Origin of the sequence: Shewanella yunxiaonensis (assembly GCF_018223345.1) — a bacterium.
Classification (GTDB): domain Bacteria; phylum Pseudomonadota; class Gammaproteobacteria; order Enterobacterales; family Shewanellaceae; genus Shewanella; species Shewanella yunxiaonensis.
In genome coordinates, this window is record NZ_CP073587.1 from 3,360,783 (window position 1) to 3,376,861 (window position 16,079).

General features: G+C 48.8%; 15 protein-coding genes. 7 read left to right on the forward strand and 8 right to left on the reverse strand.

All coding sequences use genetic code 11. The features are described from left to right. Positions 1 to 23 precede the first annotated feature (23 nt). Together pncB and KDN34_RS15320 are read right to left on the reverse strand one after the other, a co-directional pair. Complete coding sequence (pncB, locus tag KDN34_RS15315; protein ID WP_212594570.1) at positions 24 to 1,301, reverse strand: nicotinate phosphoribosyltransferase; 1,278 nt, start codon at positions 1,299 to 1,301, stop codon at positions 24 to 26. Positions 1,302 to 1,303: 2 nt separating this feature from the next. Next, on the reverse strand, positions 1,304 to 1,939 hold the full coding sequence (locus KDN34_RS15320; protein WP_212594571.1) for a nicotinamidase: 636 nt from the start codon (positions 1,937 to 1,939) through the stop codon (positions 1,304 to 1,306). Between the two features lie 255 nt (positions 1,940 to 2,194). Between KDN34_RS15320 and KDN34_RS15325 the strand changes: the two genes are divergently transcribed. Then, on the forward strand, positions 2,195 to 4,348 hold the full coding sequence (locus KDN34_RS15325; protein WP_212594572.1) for a methyl-accepting chemotaxis protein: 2,154 nt from the start codon (positions 2,195 to 2,197) through the stop codon (positions 4,346 to 4,348). A 53-nt stretch (positions 4,349 to 4,401) separates the two neighbouring features. Here the strand turns inward: KDN34_RS15325 and KDN34_RS15330 are convergent, their stop codons facing one another. Continuing rightward, positions 4,402 to 5,202 (reverse strand): PhzF family phenazine biosynthesis protein, encoded by an 801-nt coding sequence (locus KDN34_RS15330; RefSeq protein ID WP_212594573.1) that lies wholly within the window; start codon positions 5,200 to 5,202, stop codon positions 4,402 to 4,404. A 242-nt stretch (positions 5,203 to 5,444) separates the two neighbouring features. Here KDN34_RS15330 and KDN34_RS15335 point away from each other — a divergent pair, with 242 nt between their 5' ends. Then, entirely contained in the window at positions 5,445 to 6,929 is a 1,485-nt protein-coding gene (locus KDN34_RS15335; RefSeq protein ID WP_212594574.1) for a sensor domain-containing diguanylate cyclase, read from the forward strand. 82 nt (positions 6,930 to 7,011) lie between these two features. Next, the gene (locus KDN34_RS15340) at positions 7,012 to 7,533 is read left to right on the forward strand and encodes a GNAT family N-acetyltransferase (RefSeq protein WP_212594575.1); all 522 of its coding nucleotides are present in this window, start codon (positions 7,012 to 7,014) and stop codon (positions 7,531 to 7,533) included. On the opposite strand, the gene KDN34_RS15345 is transcribed toward KDN34_RS15340, so the two are convergent. Then, positions 7,530 to 8,237: an oxidative stress defense protein gene (locus KDN34_RS15345; protein ID WP_212594576.1), complete on the reverse strand. Its 708-nt coding sequence runs from the start codon at positions 8,235 to 8,237 to the stop codon at positions 7,530 to 7,532. The two genes, KDN34_RS15340 and KDN34_RS15345, sit on opposite strands and share 4 nt — an antisense overlap. Before the next feature lie 196 nt (positions 8,238 to 8,433). Here KDN34_RS15345 and rimO point away from each other — a divergent pair, with 196 nt between their 5' ends. Continuing rightward, complete coding sequence (rimO, locus tag KDN34_RS15350) at positions 8,434 to 9,885, forward strand: 30S ribosomal protein S12 methylthiotransferase RimO (protein ID WP_212594577.1); 1,452 nt, start codon at positions 8,434 to 8,436, stop codon at positions 9,883 to 9,885. A 67-nt stretch (positions 9,886 to 9,952) separates the two neighbouring features. On the opposite strand, the gene KDN34_RS15355 is transcribed toward rimO, so the two are convergent. Beyond that, positions 9,953 to 10,168, reverse strand: coding sequence for a ribosome alternative rescue factor ArfA (locus KDN34_RS15355; protein ID WP_212594578.1), 216 nt, complete (start codon positions 10,166 to 10,168; stop codon positions 9,953 to 9,955). Positions 10,169 to 10,503: 335 nt separating this feature from the next. Between KDN34_RS15355 and KDN34_RS15360 the strand changes: the two genes are divergently transcribed. Then, entirely contained in the window at positions 10,504 to 11,136 is a 633-nt protein-coding gene (locus KDN34_RS15360) for a hypothetical protein (RefSeq protein ID WP_212594579.1), read from the forward strand. Positions 11,137 to 11,176: 40 nt separating this feature from the next. Here the strand turns inward: KDN34_RS15360 and pmbA are convergent, their stop codons facing one another. Beyond that, entirely contained in the window at positions 11,177 to 12,520 is a 1,344-nt protein-coding gene (gene pmbA / locus KDN34_RS15365) for a metalloprotease PmbA (RefSeq protein WP_212594580.1), read from the reverse strand. A 158-nt stretch (positions 12,521 to 12,678) separates the two neighbouring features. On the opposite strand from pmbA, the gene yjgA reads away from it, so the two are divergent. After that, entirely contained in the window at positions 12,679 to 13,209 is a 531-nt protein-coding gene (yjgA, locus tag KDN34_RS15370) for a ribosome biogenesis factor YjgA (protein WP_212594581.1), read from the forward strand. Positions 13,210 to 13,417: 208 nt separating this feature from the next. Next, on the forward strand, positions 13,418 to 13,687 hold the full coding sequence (locus tag KDN34_RS15375; protein ID WP_228730364.1) for a hypothetical protein: 270 nt from the start codon (positions 13,418 to 13,420) through the stop codon (positions 13,685 to 13,687). 708 nt (positions 13,688 to 14,395) lie between these two features. Here KDN34_RS15375 and KDN34_RS15380 read toward each other — a convergent pair. Together KDN34_RS15380 and KDN34_RS15385 are read right to left on the reverse strand one after the other, a co-directional pair. Next, complete coding sequence (locus KDN34_RS15380; protein ID WP_212594582.1) at positions 14,396 to 14,608, reverse strand: SHOCT domain-containing protein; 213 nt, start codon at positions 14,606 to 14,608, stop codon at positions 14,396 to 14,398. Positions 14,609 to 14,855: 247 nt separating this feature from the next. After that, positions 14,856 to 15,977, reverse strand: a complete 1,122-nt coding sequence (locus tag KDN34_RS15385; protein ID WP_212593832.1) for an ISAs1 family transposase — start codon at positions 15,975 to 15,977, stop codon at positions 14,856 to 14,858. Positions 15,978 to 16,079: the final 102 nt, after the last annotated feature.

The following is a 16,079-nucleotide window of genomic DNA, read 5'->3' on the forward strand; positions in this document are numbered from 1 at the left end:
GCATTAGCGGGCTTCTTACATTATCAGGTACTCTTGCCTTCGGTGTAGACAGGATCGCGGTCGTCTATCAATTTATCCCGTTCAAAAAACTGTGCCAGCACTTTGGCTTGCGCGTGTTCATCCACCTTAAATACCTGCATCAGATAACGCAGGAAATTTTCGTCATCACACATGGTCTTACCGGGCGTGTCAGAGATTTTCGCTACCGGTTGGCCGTTCAGTTGGGTCAGTTTCATCACGATATTAATTGGCTCGTTGACAAACATGTCGCCCATCAACCAAGTGCCGATCCCAAACGAGGTATTAATACGGCCGCGGAAATGCCGGTAAATTTTCACTGCGCGCTCAAAGTCCAGGGCATCCGAAAATACCAATCGCTTGTATTGCGGATCCACATCCAGTTCTTCCAAGCGCTTAATAATTTTTTCGCCCCAAATGATCGGATCGCCACTATCGTGACGGAAGCCGTCGTAAAGTTTGGCCAGATAACGGTCGAGATCGCGACAGAACGCATCTACGCCAATCACGTCAGTAAGCGCTACACCCAGATCGCCACGATATTCCTTGACCCAGTTTTCCAATGCCATCTTCTGACTATCCACCAGCCGATAATTCATCGCCTGGTGACTCTGCAGCCATTCATGCGCCATGGTGCCCTGACATCGCAGGTTCAATTCCAGCGCCAAATGTGGATTGGAAGTCCCCGCAAAGTTGTCAGGTAACTGCTGTTGTAACTGAGTGAGGATCTGTTTCTGCGCCCTAAAACTAAAACGTCGGCGAGTCCCAAAATCAGTAAACAGGAAATCACTGAGATCTACCTCATCGCCGAGCCGTTCCAGCATCGCGATTTTTTGGCTGGTAGCGGCGGCAATGGCTTCACAATCAACTTCCGGATAACGGGTGCGGTTACGGATTTCCGATACCAATGCTAATACCGGGATCTCCATCGGCGATACATGCATCAGCGGCCCGTGAGCCTCAATCACCAGTTGGCCATCGATAGCACTGACCTTAAGGAATTTGGGATTGAAACGATATAACCGCAAAAACTCCAGATAGTCAGCTTTCAGAAAGGGATATTTGCGCAGATGCGCCAACTGCTCTTCAGAGGCACTGCAATCAACGAGCTGTTCAAAGGCTTCTTGCAGTGGCTTCACATAGGCACTGAGATCTTCATTACTGCGGCAGCGAAAGGTCCAGCGAGATTGGGTGGCAGGTTGCTGATGCAGATATGCCTGTTGCATCGTCAGTTTATAAAAGTCGGTATCCAGCAAACTCTGAATCGCCGGTTCTCCAAACATAATCAATGGCTCCCATTGAGTGTGGCAGCCAACACCTGACTGTCTTTCACCAGAATAATACCGGCCTGTCGCATTTCCTCGCAGGCGGCATCAGCACCCTGCGCGCTAATCGCCCGACAAGCGGCCAGATTCAAATAGACCTTAAAACCGGCCGCCGCCAGCTGTAATGCTGTGGTTTTGACACAGAAATCTAAGGCCAGACCACCAACGATAACGGTGTCGACGGCTTGGCATTTCAACCATTCAATAACGCCAGTTGAAATACGCCCGGCCAGATCATGATAACAAGCACCATAAGGATGCATGGCCGTTTCGACGCCTTTGTACACTAGGAAATCGTACTCGGCTGGCGCAGGTAATCCTGGGATCAATTCAAACCCTTCAGTACCGGGCTCAGCGTGGCGCACCCAAGTCAGATCAGCATCTGGATAATCCAGCGGCTGCAACATTTGCTCATGACTGGCAACTACCCATTTTGCCGCAGCGCAATGGGCATCTTTGGACGCGACCCTTAACTGTGCGAGTTTTGCCTGGGCATTGAGTTCCGCAGCTATTTCATCGCCACCAACGACAGGTAACTCATTAGGACATAAAGGCGTAAAGGTGCGTTGAGCATCGACATCAAAAGCGGCAATCATAGGTAAATCCCGTTCAAAAACCGATAACGGCACTATACCAAATGTACGCGGCGGCTCTAAGCAATAATGGCAACTGCTGGGCATAAAACTGCTTTATCTGCAAAAAGGTTTCAATCATTGCCAAGGCAACTTATCTGCAAATGCTCATAAGCAGTTAACTCAATAAATAATCTGGCAAATTGCCAAACATCAATCACACTTTAGGTTGCCGCAGCCGCGGTAACTTTCCAAATCCAATCCCAAAGGTACAACTAGATGAAAATTGCTTCCATCCAGGGAAAAATTGCAACTGTGGCAGGGATATGCCTTTTGGGTTCCGCTATCGTACTAATCGGTTATGCGCTGTTCTCCGCCAAGAATACCGAGTCTTTGGTCTCCGCTCGGGTTAGCCCGTTGGTCGAAAAGCAAGCCAGTGAGAGCCTGCAAACACTGGCAGGTGAACGCGCTGACACCATCGCCACTGAATTTGAACATGCACTCGATATTTCTGGGACACTTGCCAGCAGTTTTGAACTGGTGCATGCCAATTCCGGCGCAGTACAACTCAGCCGTCGCAGTGTTAATGAGATACTGCGCAATGTGCTCACCAAAAATAAAAATTTAAATGGCACATATAGCTGTTGGGAACCCAACGGACTGGATGGGCGTGATAGCGATTTCATCAGTAGCGAAGATGGCAACAATCCGCAAACCGGTAGGTTTACACCTTATTGGACCCGCAACGCACAAGGTAATATTGCCGTGCAACCGTTGGTTGAATATGACACTGACAGCCGCCATCCAAACGGCGTGTTAAAAGGGGGCTGGTACAGTACCCCCCGTTCAACCTTACAGCAGAATGTCCTCGATCCGATCCCATATATTGTTCAGGGCAAACAAGTCTGGCTGGCCACTATCTCGTCCCCTATCGTATCTAACGGTAAATTCTATGGCGTCGTCGGGGTCGATTATGACCTGACGTTCGTGCAAACACTCACTAATAAACTGCAACAGGAACTCTATAGCGGCAGTGGCAAGGTCTCCATTATCAGCTATCAGGGACTCTTGGTCGCCAGCAGCAGCCATGCGCAGGATATCGGCCAGCCACTGTCAAAGATAATGTCGTCTGATCAGGCAGATTCATTGATAAAACAAGTACAACAGGGTGAATCTCGGGTCTGGAGCGATAGTGAAAATATGAGTGTACTTGCGCCGATCGTCATGGGTAACACTGGCAAACCCTGGGCAGTAATGATCTCAGTGCCAAAAGCTCAGGTCCTTGCCGAAGCTTTAGCTCTGAATGATGAACTCAGTGCCAACAGTAAAAGCACTACTACTTGGCAATTTGTGGTTGGCATCGTGGTGACATTGCTGGCACTGGCCGCCTTATGGGTTGCCGCTGGCAATATTGCCCGACCTATTCGCCGCGCCGTCGATTTGGCACTGACCATCAAGGACGGGGATTTTTCGCAGAAAATGGAGCATAAATCTGCCGATGAAGTTGGTCAGCTTTCCAGCGCACTCAACCAGATGTGCACCAGCCTGTTACAACGTGCGATGCTGGCGAAGCAGATCAGCGAAGGCGACCTCACCGTTGATGTAGCGCTGGCGTCTGAACGTGATCAGCTCGGATTAGCGCTGCGGGAGATGGTTAGCCACCTAAGTCAACTGGTCAGTCAAATCCAGCGTAGTGCCGACAGCATTGGTAGCAGCTCGACCCAAGTGTCGCATCTTAGCGAAGTGTTGTCAGATGGTGCGATGCAATCAGCTTCCTCGATCACGCAGATGGGGGCGGCGATGGTTGAAATCTCCAGCCAGACGAATGCTAATGCTGACAATGCGGATAAAGCTAATCGTATCTCCCGCGAGTCAACGACCGCTGCCGAAACAGGCAGCGAACACATGGGCGAAATGGTGGCGGCGATGGAAGCCATCCATGCATCGGGTGAACGCATTCACCAGATCATTAACGCGATTGATGAAATTACTTCTCAAACCAACTTGTTGGCATTGAACGCAGCCATTGAAGCAGCCCGTGCGGGCGACGCAGGTCGTGGCTTTGCCGTGGTGGCAGATGAAGTCAGACAACTCGCCAAACGCAGTGCCGATGCGGCCAGTGATGCCGCCAAATTGATTGATGAAAGTTCCGCTAACACCCAATCCGGTATTGAGATCTCCAGACGCACCGCCGAAGCTCTGGAACAGATCCGTCGTAGCACCGGCGAGGTATCAGAACTGGTTGCCAGTATTGCCATTGCGTCTGAGGAGCAGGTTCAGGGGATTAATGAAACCACTACCGGATTGAATCAGGTCGATGGTGTTACGCAGCGTAACAGTGAAAATGCCCGCGATTGCAAAAATTCCGCAGCAGAACTATTGCAGGAAGCCACGCAACTGAAGCAGTTATTGCAGCGCTTCAAAGTAAGGTAATCGGATCGGACATTATGAGGAACCCGTCGCAAGACGGGTTTCTTTTTTATGGGTTATACCGTCATGGTTCCCTGCAATATCGTCACGGCATCGCCACTTAACGTGACCCGACCATGCGCTTGCAGCTGCATCCGCACTACGCCGCCACGAACAGAAGCCTGATAACCAGTCATGGTCTCAAGCCCTAATTTTTGGCCCCAATATACTGCCAGCGCACAGTGTGCAGAGCCGGTTACTGGATCTTCGTTCACCCCAACCCAAGGTGCAAAATAGCGACTGACAAAATCTTCGGGCCGACGCCCCGCTATCGCTGTCACCACAATCCCTCTTCCAGGGATATTTTTCAGGGCAGTGAAATCAGGAGTCAGAGCCACCACCGTTGCTTCTTCGGTAAGTTCCAATAACAGCTTCTGGCCAAATGCGGCGCTGGCAATCACATCCGCAGGTTTCAGCGACAGGGCTTGCAACAACGTTGGCGGTAGTGGCACTTGATAATCCAAAGTCGCCCGCGGAAAATCCATCGTCAATTGCGATTTTTCTGCAGTCACGATAAGGGGTCCGGAAAGTGTATGGAACACAACGCTCGTTCCCGGCGTTAGTAGCCCTTGCTGCCGTAAAACATGGGCGGTGGCTAAAGTCCCATGACCGCAGAGAGCCACTTCAGTATCAGGAGTAAACCAACGCAGACGCCAGTCATCCAGACTGAGAAAAGCCGTTTCCGATAACGCCATTTCATTGGCCACTGACTGCATCAGCGATACATCCAGAGGGGCTTGGGTAATACATACTGCAGCCGGATTGCCTTTGAAGGGCTGAAGCGTAAAGGCATCTACCTGATAAATATCCAAATCCACGAATTATTCCCCCTAGCGGTTGTCACTAAACAGTAGTGCAATTCAACGACTTAATGACGGCGTGTTCAATCACGGTTAGCACCTTATGACAGCTGCAATAGCAAACGCTGCCAGTGCTGATAACGGAAGTGAACGAATTTAAAGGTAACAATCTTGTTATCAGCCGATAAAACCGGCACTCTGTATCTAAGTTCCAGCGTCTGGCCGCCAAAGCCCGACCTCAAGGCCCTCAGAGTATAGACTTGCAGCAACCTCCTTCACAAAATATGGAGTTCGAGCCGCCACCAGGAAAGGTCTGGATATATACCACATTGGTACGTTGGCCAGTGTTGAGCGATCTGTTACTGATCCTTATGTGGCTGTTGCTCTGGCAGGTGTCATCCTTGATGGAATATGAGCCCCACGCCAGCATCTGGTTTCCGCCTGCGGGGGTGACATTTTCAGCGATTTTATTGCTGGGCATTCGGGCGATTCCCGCCATTGCCTTTTGCTGCATCGCCGTGACTTTTTGGGAGGATGCAAATTATGCCACCCATTTGCCGGTCCATCAGTTATTAGAAACCGGCGCCCTGTTTGCGCTGGCACATATCTCGGCCTATACCCTAGGTGCCAGCCTGCTTAAGTGGTTAATCAGCCATCGGGATCACCATCAGCTACCCTCGTTATTGCTGGCATTTACAATCATTGGACCCGCATCGGCATTACTGGCCAGCTATCTCACTCAGACAGCGTTAATGATAAGTGGCGTAGTACAAAACTCGCCTGAAAGTCGCCAGCTGTGGTTGCCGCTATGGGTGGGAGATCTGTTAGGCATTATCGTACTCACGCCACTGATGCTCGGCATCTTACGCAGAGTATACCCTCGTTGTGGCGGTTGGGTGAGTGAGCTTGGGTTACGACAAACTCCGGGCTCAGTTTGGGAATTTGTGCTGAAACTCTTGAGTGCGGCGGTGCTGATTGTGGTAGTAATGATGCTCACCGCGGCATTTCACATAAAGGAAATGGCATTTGCCATTTTTTTCCTGAGTATTCCGCAGATGTGGATTGTTTACACGGAAACACCATTTCGTAGTGGAATAAGTATTGCGTTGATGAGCTGCTTAACCGCGGTAATGATGAAATATTTGGCACTGGGTGAAGACGCGCTCATTTTTCAATTTTCCATCAGTGTCCTCGCCGCCAGTAGCTATTTTGGCTTACTGATCCCCGTGCTGGCGTCCAGTAACAACCGATTGCGGGAACTCACCCGTAAAGATGTTCTGACTCAAGCCTATTCCAGGCAGCATTTCTTTCCCCAGGCGGAATTAGAGATCCAACGCGCTCGCTATTACCGACACCCCATCTCACTGGTGGTATTTGATATTGACCATTTCAAACAAATTAATGACCGATTTGGTCATTCCATTGGCGATATTGCGTTAATTTCGCTGGCAAATTTAGTGGCATCGCAGTTACGTCAGGCTGATATGTTAGGGCGATTTGGCGGTGATGAGTTTTTGTTGCTATTGCCTGGCAGCGATATCAACGATGCGATCGCCACCGCTGAACGCTTAAGAACCTCATTACCACAGATACAGATAAAAGGCTTGCACGCTCCCATCACCGGCAGCTTCGGCGTGACGGAAATCGGCAGTGAAGACACCATTACCTCCGCATTTGAAACCGCCGACAGGTTACTGCTGGAAGCCAAACGCCAGGGACGCAACAAAGTGTTAAGTCCTAGCTAAATAGACGTTTTCCCTGGTTTCGACACTGCTTAGCTGTGGCATAATAGCAGCCACACTGGGCATAGTCCCATCGGAGACCGCTATGCAACTCATTCACTGCAACTATGCCCAACATGGCAATGCAGTTCAGCAGATTTTTAATTTTGCCATCGCCAACACCACGGCCCTCTACGAATACCATCCACGAGACAATCAACGCATTGCGCAGTGGTTTGCCGCCAAAGAGAGTGGCCATTGGCCGGTGATTGCAGCGGTTGATGACGCCGGTGAACTGTTGGGCTTTGCTAGCTACGGACCGTTTCGGGGTTATCCCGCTAACAAATACTCTGTCGAACATTCAGTGTACGTTGCGCCTGAACACTACGGCAAAGGAATTGCTACCGCACTGATGCAGCGTTTAATTGCACTGGCGACAGAACAGCAACTGCATGTGATGGTGGGTGCCATAGATGCCGCCAATACTGCCAGCATCGCTCTGCACCAAAAACTAGGATTCAGTCACTCGGGAACCTTACCGCAGGTTGCCTTTAAATTCGGGCGTTGGCTGGATCTGGCCTTTTACCAACGGCTACTGCCAACCCCCGCAGCCCCCACTGATGATTAATCCTTCAGCTTATAACTGACCTCAACCCGATCGCTGAAAGTCACTTTGCCATACTGGTAACTTTGATTTTCAGCGCTGTCCATCATTGCTTTGCGACTGACACTGAGTACCGGCATTGGCGTCTGATCAAAATAGCGAATCGACCAGATACCATCGAGTTTGGCACCGAATCCGGTCGCCAGCGCCTCCGCCTTATGTTTAGCATCACTTATCGCCGCCGCTCGCGCTTGCAGGCGCATGTTTTTTTCCTGACTGGATTTCAGACTGATCTGTCGCACGCTGTTAATCCCTTCCTGCAGCGCGTTATCCAGCACCGGATTCAGCTGCTCAATCGGGACTTCTAAGGTCACAGAGCGACTGGCGCGATAGCCCGACAACTTTGCGTCACCGCCGCGCTCCGGATAGACATATTGCGGCTGCAAGTTGAGATTGGCACTGCTGATTTTATCTTTGCTGACCCCTGCCTGCTGCAATCGTCCGATAAATGCCGCAACCGCTTTATCCGCCTGCTGTTTAGCGTCGGTGGCTTGTTCCGCCTTAATAACCACCTCCACCGTGACCTCCGCTAGATCCGGCTCAACTTCAATCTGACTTACGCCTACCGTTTCCAATAACGGCCGCTCTTGGGCTCCGACATCATCTGCCAGACTCAGCATTGGCAACACCAATGCTAATGCCATTCCCGGTAACATCGCCTTGTTCATCAGAGTGTTCCTTTGGTTGTAAATCCGGTGTCTACGCTAGCAAAGCGGTGATATTTGGCAAGTGCAATCAACGACTCATTCAGCTGCGCTTCAGGGTGTTTTTTAATCAACTGATCTGTACCTTTTAGCTGGCTGCGGTATAATCGCCGCCTTCTTCGCCGGGGCACACCCGGCGGCGTTTTAACAGCACAGCGGAATGCCAATCTTGAAAAATCCTGTAGAAACTTTTGACCCCAAACAGACCACCACACTGGAAACACCGGCCAAGACACTGGCGCAGACCACCGTGGAGTCTGACGCTACCGCTGGCGGTAATCGTATTGGTTTTGTCAGTCTGGGTTGTCCCAAGAACCTGGTGGACTCAGAACGCATTCTGACCCAACTGCGCATTGATGGTTATGAAGTCACCAATACCTACGATGATGCCGATTTGGTGATTGTGAACACCTGTGGCTTTATTGATGCGGCGGTGGAAGAGTCGCTGGATGCGATCCGCGAAGCACTGGAAGAAAACGGCAAAGTATTAGTAACTGGTTGCCTCGGGGCAAAAGAAAATCAGATCCGCGAAGTCCATCCTGATGTGCTGGAAATTACCGGCCCACATAGCTATGAAGCGGTTCTGAATCATGTGCATAAATACGTGCCGAAGCCAGACCATAATCCGTTTACCTCGCTGATCCCACAGACCGGCGTCAAACTGACCCCCAAGCATTACGCCTATCTGAAAATTTCCGAAGGCTGCGATAACCGCTGTACTTTCTGCATCATTCCTTCACTGCGTGGCGACCTCGACAGTCGCGATATCGGCAGTGTGCTGGACGAAGCCAAACGCCTGGTAGAAAGCGGCGTCCAGGAGATCCTGGTGGTGAGTCAGGACACCTCTGCTTATGGCAAAGATAAAGCCGGGCGCACCGGGTTCTGGAACGGCATGCCGGTTAAACAGAACATCACCGAGCTGGCAAAGCAGCTTGGTCATATGGGGGCCTGGATCCGCCTACATTATGTTTACCCTTATCCTTGGGTAGATGAGCTGATCCCGCTGATGGAACAGGGCTTAATCCTGCCTTATCTGGATCTGCCGCTGCAACATGCCAGCCCACGCATTCTCAAACTGATGAAACGCCCGGGGCGCATTGACCGTCAGTTAGAGGCCATCCGTAAGTGGCGCGAGATCTGTCCAGATCTGGTGATCCGTTCTACCTTTATCGTGGGCTTTCCCGGCGAAACTGAAGAAGATTTCCAGATGCTGCTGGATTTCCTTAAAGAAGCCCGATTGGATCGTGTTGGCTGCTTCAAATACTCAGAAGTGGAAGGCGCTGCTGCCAACGATTTGGGTGAAGAATTAATCAGCGAAGATGTGAAAGAAGACCGCTATGCCCGCTTTATGGAAGTACAGGCGGAAATCAGTGCAGAACGGCTGGCGCGCCTGGTGGGCCGTGAGCTGGACATTCTGATCGACGATGTCGATGAAGAAGGTGCCATTGGCCGCTGTTATGCAGATGCCCCCGAAATCGACGGCATGGTGTTTATTAATGATGAAACCGAGCTGCAACCGGGGAACTTGGTACGGGCAGTAATCACGCACTCTGATGAACATGATCTGTGGGCCGAGCTGGTTGATATGCCAGATGAAACTGAAGCCGAATAAACGATAGCGTTAGAAGGAAGCGTGCCTCAGGGTGCGCTTTTTTTATGATAAAAATTGATAGTGGCCGTTAGTTAAGCCGCCCATAAAAATCAGAAGGGGCATAGCCCTTGTAAGCTTGCCCCTTCTGGTTGCGTTGTTGGCGTTGAAATGCGCCTTTGCCTTTTTTGGCTTTTTCCGTCCGGCAGCGAAACAGTTGACTGGTCACCAATGCCTTCAGCGCATTGTCTTTGATTTCGCCGCGGCCTACATCATGTGCCGGCAGCATTTGTACATCTTTTGCCATATTGGCTCCTATTGCTTACTGTCACCCATTGGACCTAGCTAACAGCCGATTGTTCAAAATCGCGCAAATAATACCCAATTTTTCCTAAAACACCAGCAGTTTACCGGACAAACTGCAACGCGTCATTTTGGAACAATCGCGACCTTATTACCCGTCGGCGACTAAATGGTTGTTAAAAATATTCATTCTGATGGCACATTCCGGACTGTATTTCTCTCGCCGCTTGTTTTAAATTGGACAAACAGATTAAACGATCCAACAGAGATCGCTGGGTTTTTCTGCAAAGCTGCAAGAAACGAACTCAATAATTACTTTCGATTAAAGGTTCATAATTGATGGCCGTTGGCATTAAAGGATTACTACGCTGCAGTTTGTTGTGCTTGTGTCCCCTCACCGCATGTTGGTGGCTGCCAGCCCATGCGGTTCCGGTCAGCATTCCCCCATTGATGACCGCAGCAGAAATGCTGACCCAACTGAATCAGCGCTTGGTGCATACTAAAAACGCCCCCGCTACACTTGGACATTGGTGCCACAGGCAACTGGCGGACACTGCAGAATTAACCGTTGAACAGGAAGACAAACGCCAACGTCAGGCACCTGCGGATGTCTATGATACGCTTAAAATTTCGCCATCAACCCCCGTCAATTACCTGAAACAACGCTTTATTTGTGGCGGTAAGGTCATCGCCGTATTTGATCATTGGTATCGCACCGATTTGATGACGCCAGCAATGACAAAAACGCTCGCTGAGCACAACAAACCGCTGGGAAGCATTGCCAGGGATGCGGGCTTTTTCCGCCGTAGTTTGAGCAATAATCCGTTATGGCCGGATGAAGGGGCATTGCCCGTATTTGTGCTGGAACATCAAGCGGTGATTTACCGCAGTGATAACACGCCGTTTAGCCTGGTTCAGGAACACTATACCCGGCAGTTGTTGCCAAGAGCGCAGCAGTTAGACCCCTACTAAAAAAGGCGCCAATCGGCGCCTTTTCCTTCACATTCAAGTATTAACTACCGGCAATCTTCATACTGTCGAGCAGGATAGCCCCAGTACGAATTGACGAGCGCATTTCGCGATCGCTAGAAACTGCCTGAATGTTGCGGTACATATCCCGCAAATTGCCCGCAATGGTGATCTCTTCAACCGGGTAACAGATTTCACCCTTTTCCACATAGAAACCGGCAGCACCGCGAGAATAATCCCCGGTTACCGTGTTCACACCCTGCCCCATCACCTCAGTGACGATCAACCCTTTATCCATAGTGCTGATCAGCTCCTGAAAACTCTTACCACTATCACTCACGGTCCAGTTATAGATACCACCGGCATGACCGGTATTCTCCATACCTAGCTTGCGAGCCGAGTAACTGGTCAGGAGATAACTCTGCAACACGCCCTGTTCAACAATGAAACGATCGCGAGTCGCGACCCCTTCACTGTCATAGTTGGCGCTGGCAAAGCCACCTTGTAATTTGGGCTGTTCCTGAATTGCCAGCCATTCGGGAAAAATCGGCTGGCCCAAGGCATCCAACAGAAAACTGGATTTACGGTAAAGTGTTGAGCCACTGATAGCGCTGACCAAGTGCCCCATCAAACCAGTAGCGACATCGGCGGCAAACAGCACGGGCAGATTTCCCGTTGCGATTTTGCGCCCCCCCAGGCGACTGAGGGTCTTGTCGGCGGCACTGACACCCACTAAATCGGCCGCCAGCATATCGTCAAACTGACGCGCTACCGTGTAATCGTAATCACGCTGCATATCGCCGTTATCATCACTGCCAATCACAACACAACTGAGGCTGTAGCGACTGCTGCAATACCCGTGCAAAAAGCCATGACTGTTGCCATAAACCCGCACGCTATTGTGGGCGTTAGCCGAAGCACCGTCGGAATTAGTAATGCGCTTGTCGCGACCGAGCGCAGCGGCTTCGGCAGCAATCGCTAATTGTGCCAGTTCTTCCGGAGTCGTATGTCGCGGATGATACAACTGCAAATCCGGAAACTCGGTCGCCATCAGCGCTTTTTCTGCCAAGCCAGAGGCGGGATCTTCGCTGGTATAACGGGCAATGCTGTCTGCGGCTTTTACCGCTTCGCGAATCGCTTCGGCGGATAAATCCGAAGTCGAAGAGTTGCCCTTGCAACCGTCGCGATACACGGTAATACCGAGGGCGCCGTCTTTATTAAATTCGACGGTCTCCACTTCCTGCAACCGCGAGGAAACACTCAATCCCTGTTGTTTACTGATTGCTACCTCAGCAGCGTTCACGCCCAACCCTTGGGCAAACTCCAGCGCCATAGCGACTGCATCTTTCAGGGACTGCAGTTCACCATCAATAAAATTTGCAGACACAACAATACTCTTCTTTGAAGACATGTTGCCTAGCATAACAAACACTGCTGATATTCGCAGCGCAAACTGGCAATCAAACGGTAAAAATCCACCACAAGACGCGCCTCAGCGACAATGTTACAATTAACAGCAGTAGCCAAATAGAGATGTTAAGTGCCATGAAAATCGTCGATGACTCCGAAAAAATGAAACAGCCCTATGACGATGATGAGAATTACGTCAGTAAATCCGCCCTCAAGCGGGAAAGTACCGCGGCGCAGGAGCTGGGAAAGCAGCTCCTGGGATTGAGCAAAGGTCAGTTAGAACGTATACCGCTGGATGAGACTATGCTGGATGCACTGGCATTAGCCAAACGCATTAAGGTCAATACCGATTCCTATCGGCGGCAAGTGCAATATATTGGCCGACTGATGCGCGATGTTGACCTGGACGCCGTCAAACAGGCGTTGGATAAAGTAACGAACCGTTCCAACCAAGTTGCCGCACAGGATCAAATTACTGAAAAACTGCGCGATAAACTGCTGGCAGAAGGTGATGAGGCCATTCAGCAACTACTGGATGAACAACCACATCTGGACAGACAGAAACTCAGACAGCTGGTGCGTCAGGCCAAGAAAGAGTTAGAAAAGACCCCAGAGTCAAAATCTGCGCGAGAACTGTTCCAGTATCTACGTCAGGAAATCGAATAGTCATAACGCCGGCAACTGCCGGCGTTATGCTGCTTGATCGCCAATAAATCACAGCCTAGTGGCGGTACCGCCAAAATAGCTATCTTATTTTTGCCCCATTCTAAGTCAGCACAATGTTCTGCCGACAAGTTTAGATCCAAACCATTGACCAAATTTTAGTAATGCTACAAAGTCAAAGCAGTATCAATGGTGATTGTGACAAGAGGGAATGATGCCTATTTATATTAAAAATGAATCATCAAATGAACTGCTCGCTGAAATTGCTAAAGATCTCTGGGATCTTCCTACTCAAATTAAAGAGTTGGAAATTTGGTTACTTTCTAATCCGCTAAATTTGACACCTTCGAATTACATAGTAGATATTGGCTTTTCCATCAGAGATAACGCTTGTGGTGGAGGTGCAATTTTATCCCCAAAAGCAATGGCTATTATGGGTAATCTGGGAGTAAAGCTGTACTTGTCCGAGTATGGTGATTAGAACTGAAGGTTGCCCCTTTTCGCTTTATCCGCGCTGCTGGTAACTAACTCTGCATGCTTAAAGTTGACGAAATTTTTGCTTAGCTACAGAGTCTTGAAGATGCTAGCGTCTTACCACGTAATAATACAGAATGAATAGAGTAACATGGGCGATTCACAATAATGTGCACAAGGAAGAATATGAATTTAATTCTAATGATAGTACTTTCATTAGTAGGGGCAGGGTCTATAGCCTACTGCTCTAGGAAGACAGACTTCAGCAGTAGCAAGCTATTTGTAATAGGTTTTTTTTCGCAAGTATTGGCTACTGTTATCCTATTTTGTCCCGTTATGCTTTATCAAATTCACATCGGTAATACCTATGAGATTAGCGATTTGGTCTTCATTATTGGAGGGACTCTATTTATCTGTTTTATCACAGGAATCAAATGTGCGAATGCCAGTGACTAACTCTATAAATACATAATCTATAGAATTGGTGTCAAAAAATTAAGATAATTCCAAAATTCGTAATTTTAGTTATGTGATATAAAATTGTTGCTTTTCTACATTGTGGAGGATGAATAACTCAGGTTTGCCCCTAAATTTGTTTCGAAGACACAAGAGTATTTGGACATTGGTTGGATAGTCGAATAAGATTTTGTATTGTCACAAAGTCGCTACCAATATTTGTAGCGACTCTGTCATGATAACGGCGTAGTGGATAAATTCAAAGATTACGCTTTATCTCATCTAATTCTTCTTTGGTAATTTCACCTTTTGCATAACGTTTTTTTGCAATATCCAGCGGAGTTTCAGATGCGTTAGAATGATAGCTTTTCGCAGATAACAGAAGCCAAACAATGCCAACTAAGATTGCAACCCAAATGATTATCATGAAAAAATGACTAAATCCCAAACTATAGCCGTATAACCCATTCATAAGTCACCTCGAAAATTACGTACAGCTTTCTTATTTCCTTAAATGTATTTCAGCAGATAACGGCGAGTTAAGTGTGTTAAAAATCCAATTATTTATGTCAAATTATGGATTTCCGTTGAACTGACACAATTAGTCATATCGTTGAAACTAATTGGTGTAGCTTTTGCCCTCCACAGCCCGTCAATCAAAGGCGAATTGCATCTAGATTTAATAGCTTGTCGCTGGGTCAGGGTAAGAGCATGAATGCTTAAATATCACCCAACGTCTTTAAACCTGCTGTTAGTACCTGCTCCAGATAATCAGTGCTACCGTGTGCACGCTTCTGTTTGCGTGGAATACTGATTTTTCGAGTTGTTTCCGCTTGGAGCATATTCAACGCTATCTTCCTTGCTCCGGACAATACCTCCGCCGCATTGCCTCTATATATTTGGCATTGGTCTTCCTTCATCGACGCGTCCAGCACCCAATGCAGGCTATTTTCAACCGCCCAGTGGCTGCGTACCGCATTGGCAAAACGGGCCTTGCTCAGTTTGGCTGAACTGATGTAATAACGGTACTCAAGGGATTCATTACCGCTTTTCGTTCGACGATAGCTCAGCGCAACACCGATACTTTTAAGCCCTTTCCATTCTGGGAAGGCGTCGGCTAAGCTGCCTGCGTCCATAACACAATAGGCTCTGGCTTCGTTACGTCCGTGCTGCTTCTCTAAGCAAAGCACTTCTTCGTTAATCTCGCTGGAAAGAACTTTACGAACGGCATCGTGCAGCGCTTTTTGATTACCTTTTACGGCAAGCAAATAATCACCACCGCGCTCAATAATTTGTTCAGCGATATCTGTCTGACATCCCATAGCATCTATCGATATCAGACAACCTTTAATATCCAACAGCGCCAGTAATGCGGGAATGGCGGTAATTTCATTGGACTTACTTTCGGTTTTAACTTGCCCAAGCACGACATTATTTTCTGTTGCGAAGGCATTTACCATGTGGATGGCTGACAGTCTATTCTGGCGATTATATGAACCACATAGCCGTTTACCATCTATCGCAATAAGCTGACCTTCAGATAACTCCACAACAGACTTCATCCAGTCGATAAAGCAATGCTGAAACTGATCGCTATCTATTCTCGATACGACTCGAGCAATAGTGTCATGAACAGGTAACCCATTCTTAAACAGGCCTTTTTCGATAAACCAGTTAAAGTGCAGATCGCCAAAATCTTCGATATCTTCCCAGCCTTGTGCTCCAGCTATTGAGGCACAAACCACGAGGAATAAAATATCAGTGAATAGGTGCTCGACTTTGGCTGACTGACGAGGGTCTTCTAAGGTACTAAAGAACTGTTGAAATGCACCGGAGTTCATAGGGCTCTCCACAAAAGAGAGTATAAGATCACAGCCAGTATGAACCGTCCAGCCCTTTGGGAGAATGTCAGTCTAATAGCTCAAATTATGTTCGTGATCTTG

Excerpts from the sequence above, each read along its gene's own strand:
- pncB (WP_212594570.1), bottom strand. The coding sequence starts at position 1,301 with ATGTTTGGAGAACCGGCGATTCAGAGTTTGCTGGATACCGACTTTTAT.
- KDN34_RS15320 (WP_212594571.1), bottom strand. The coding sequence starts at position 1,939 with ATGATTGCCGCTTTTGATGTCGATGCTCAACGCACCTTTACGCCTTTA.
- KDN34_RS15325 (WP_212594572.1), top strand. The coding sequence starts at position 2,195 with ATGAAAATTGCTTCCATCCAGGGAAAAATTGCAACTGTGGCAGGGATA.
- KDN34_RS15340 (WP_212594575.1), top strand. The coding sequence starts at position 7,012 with ATGCAACTCATTCACTGCAACTATGCCCAACATGGCAATGCAGTTCAG.
- KDN34_RS15345 (WP_212594576.1), bottom strand. The coding sequence starts at position 8,237 with ATGAACAAGGCGATGTTACCGGGAATGGCATTAGCATTGGTGTTGCCA.
- rimO (WP_212594577.1), top strand. The coding sequence starts at position 8,434 with ATGCCAATCTTGAAAAATCCTGTAGAAACTTTTGACCCCAAACAGACC.
- KDN34_RS15355 (WP_212594578.1), bottom strand. The coding sequence starts at position 10,168 with ATGGCAAAAGATGTACAAATGCTGCCGGCACATGATGTAGGCCGCGGC.
- KDN34_RS15360 (WP_212594579.1), top strand. The coding sequence starts at position 10,504 with ATGGCCGTTGGCATTAAAGGATTACTACGCTGCAGTTTGTTGTGCTTG.
- yjgA (WP_212594581.1), top strand. The coding sequence starts at position 12,679 with ATGAAAATCGTCGATGACTCCGAAAAAATGAAACAGCCCTATGACGAT.
- KDN34_RS15375 (WP_228730364.1), top strand. The coding sequence starts at position 13,418 with ATGATGCCTATTTATATTAAAAATGAATCATCAAATGAACTGCTCGCT.
- KDN34_RS15380 (WP_212594582.1), bottom strand. The coding sequence starts at position 14,608 with ATGAATGGGTTATACGGCTATAGTTTGGGATTTAGTCATTTTTTCATG.
- KDN34_RS15385 (WP_212593832.1), bottom strand. The coding sequence starts at position 15,977 with ATGAACTCCGGTGCATTTCAACAGTTCTTTAGTACCTTAGAAGACCCT.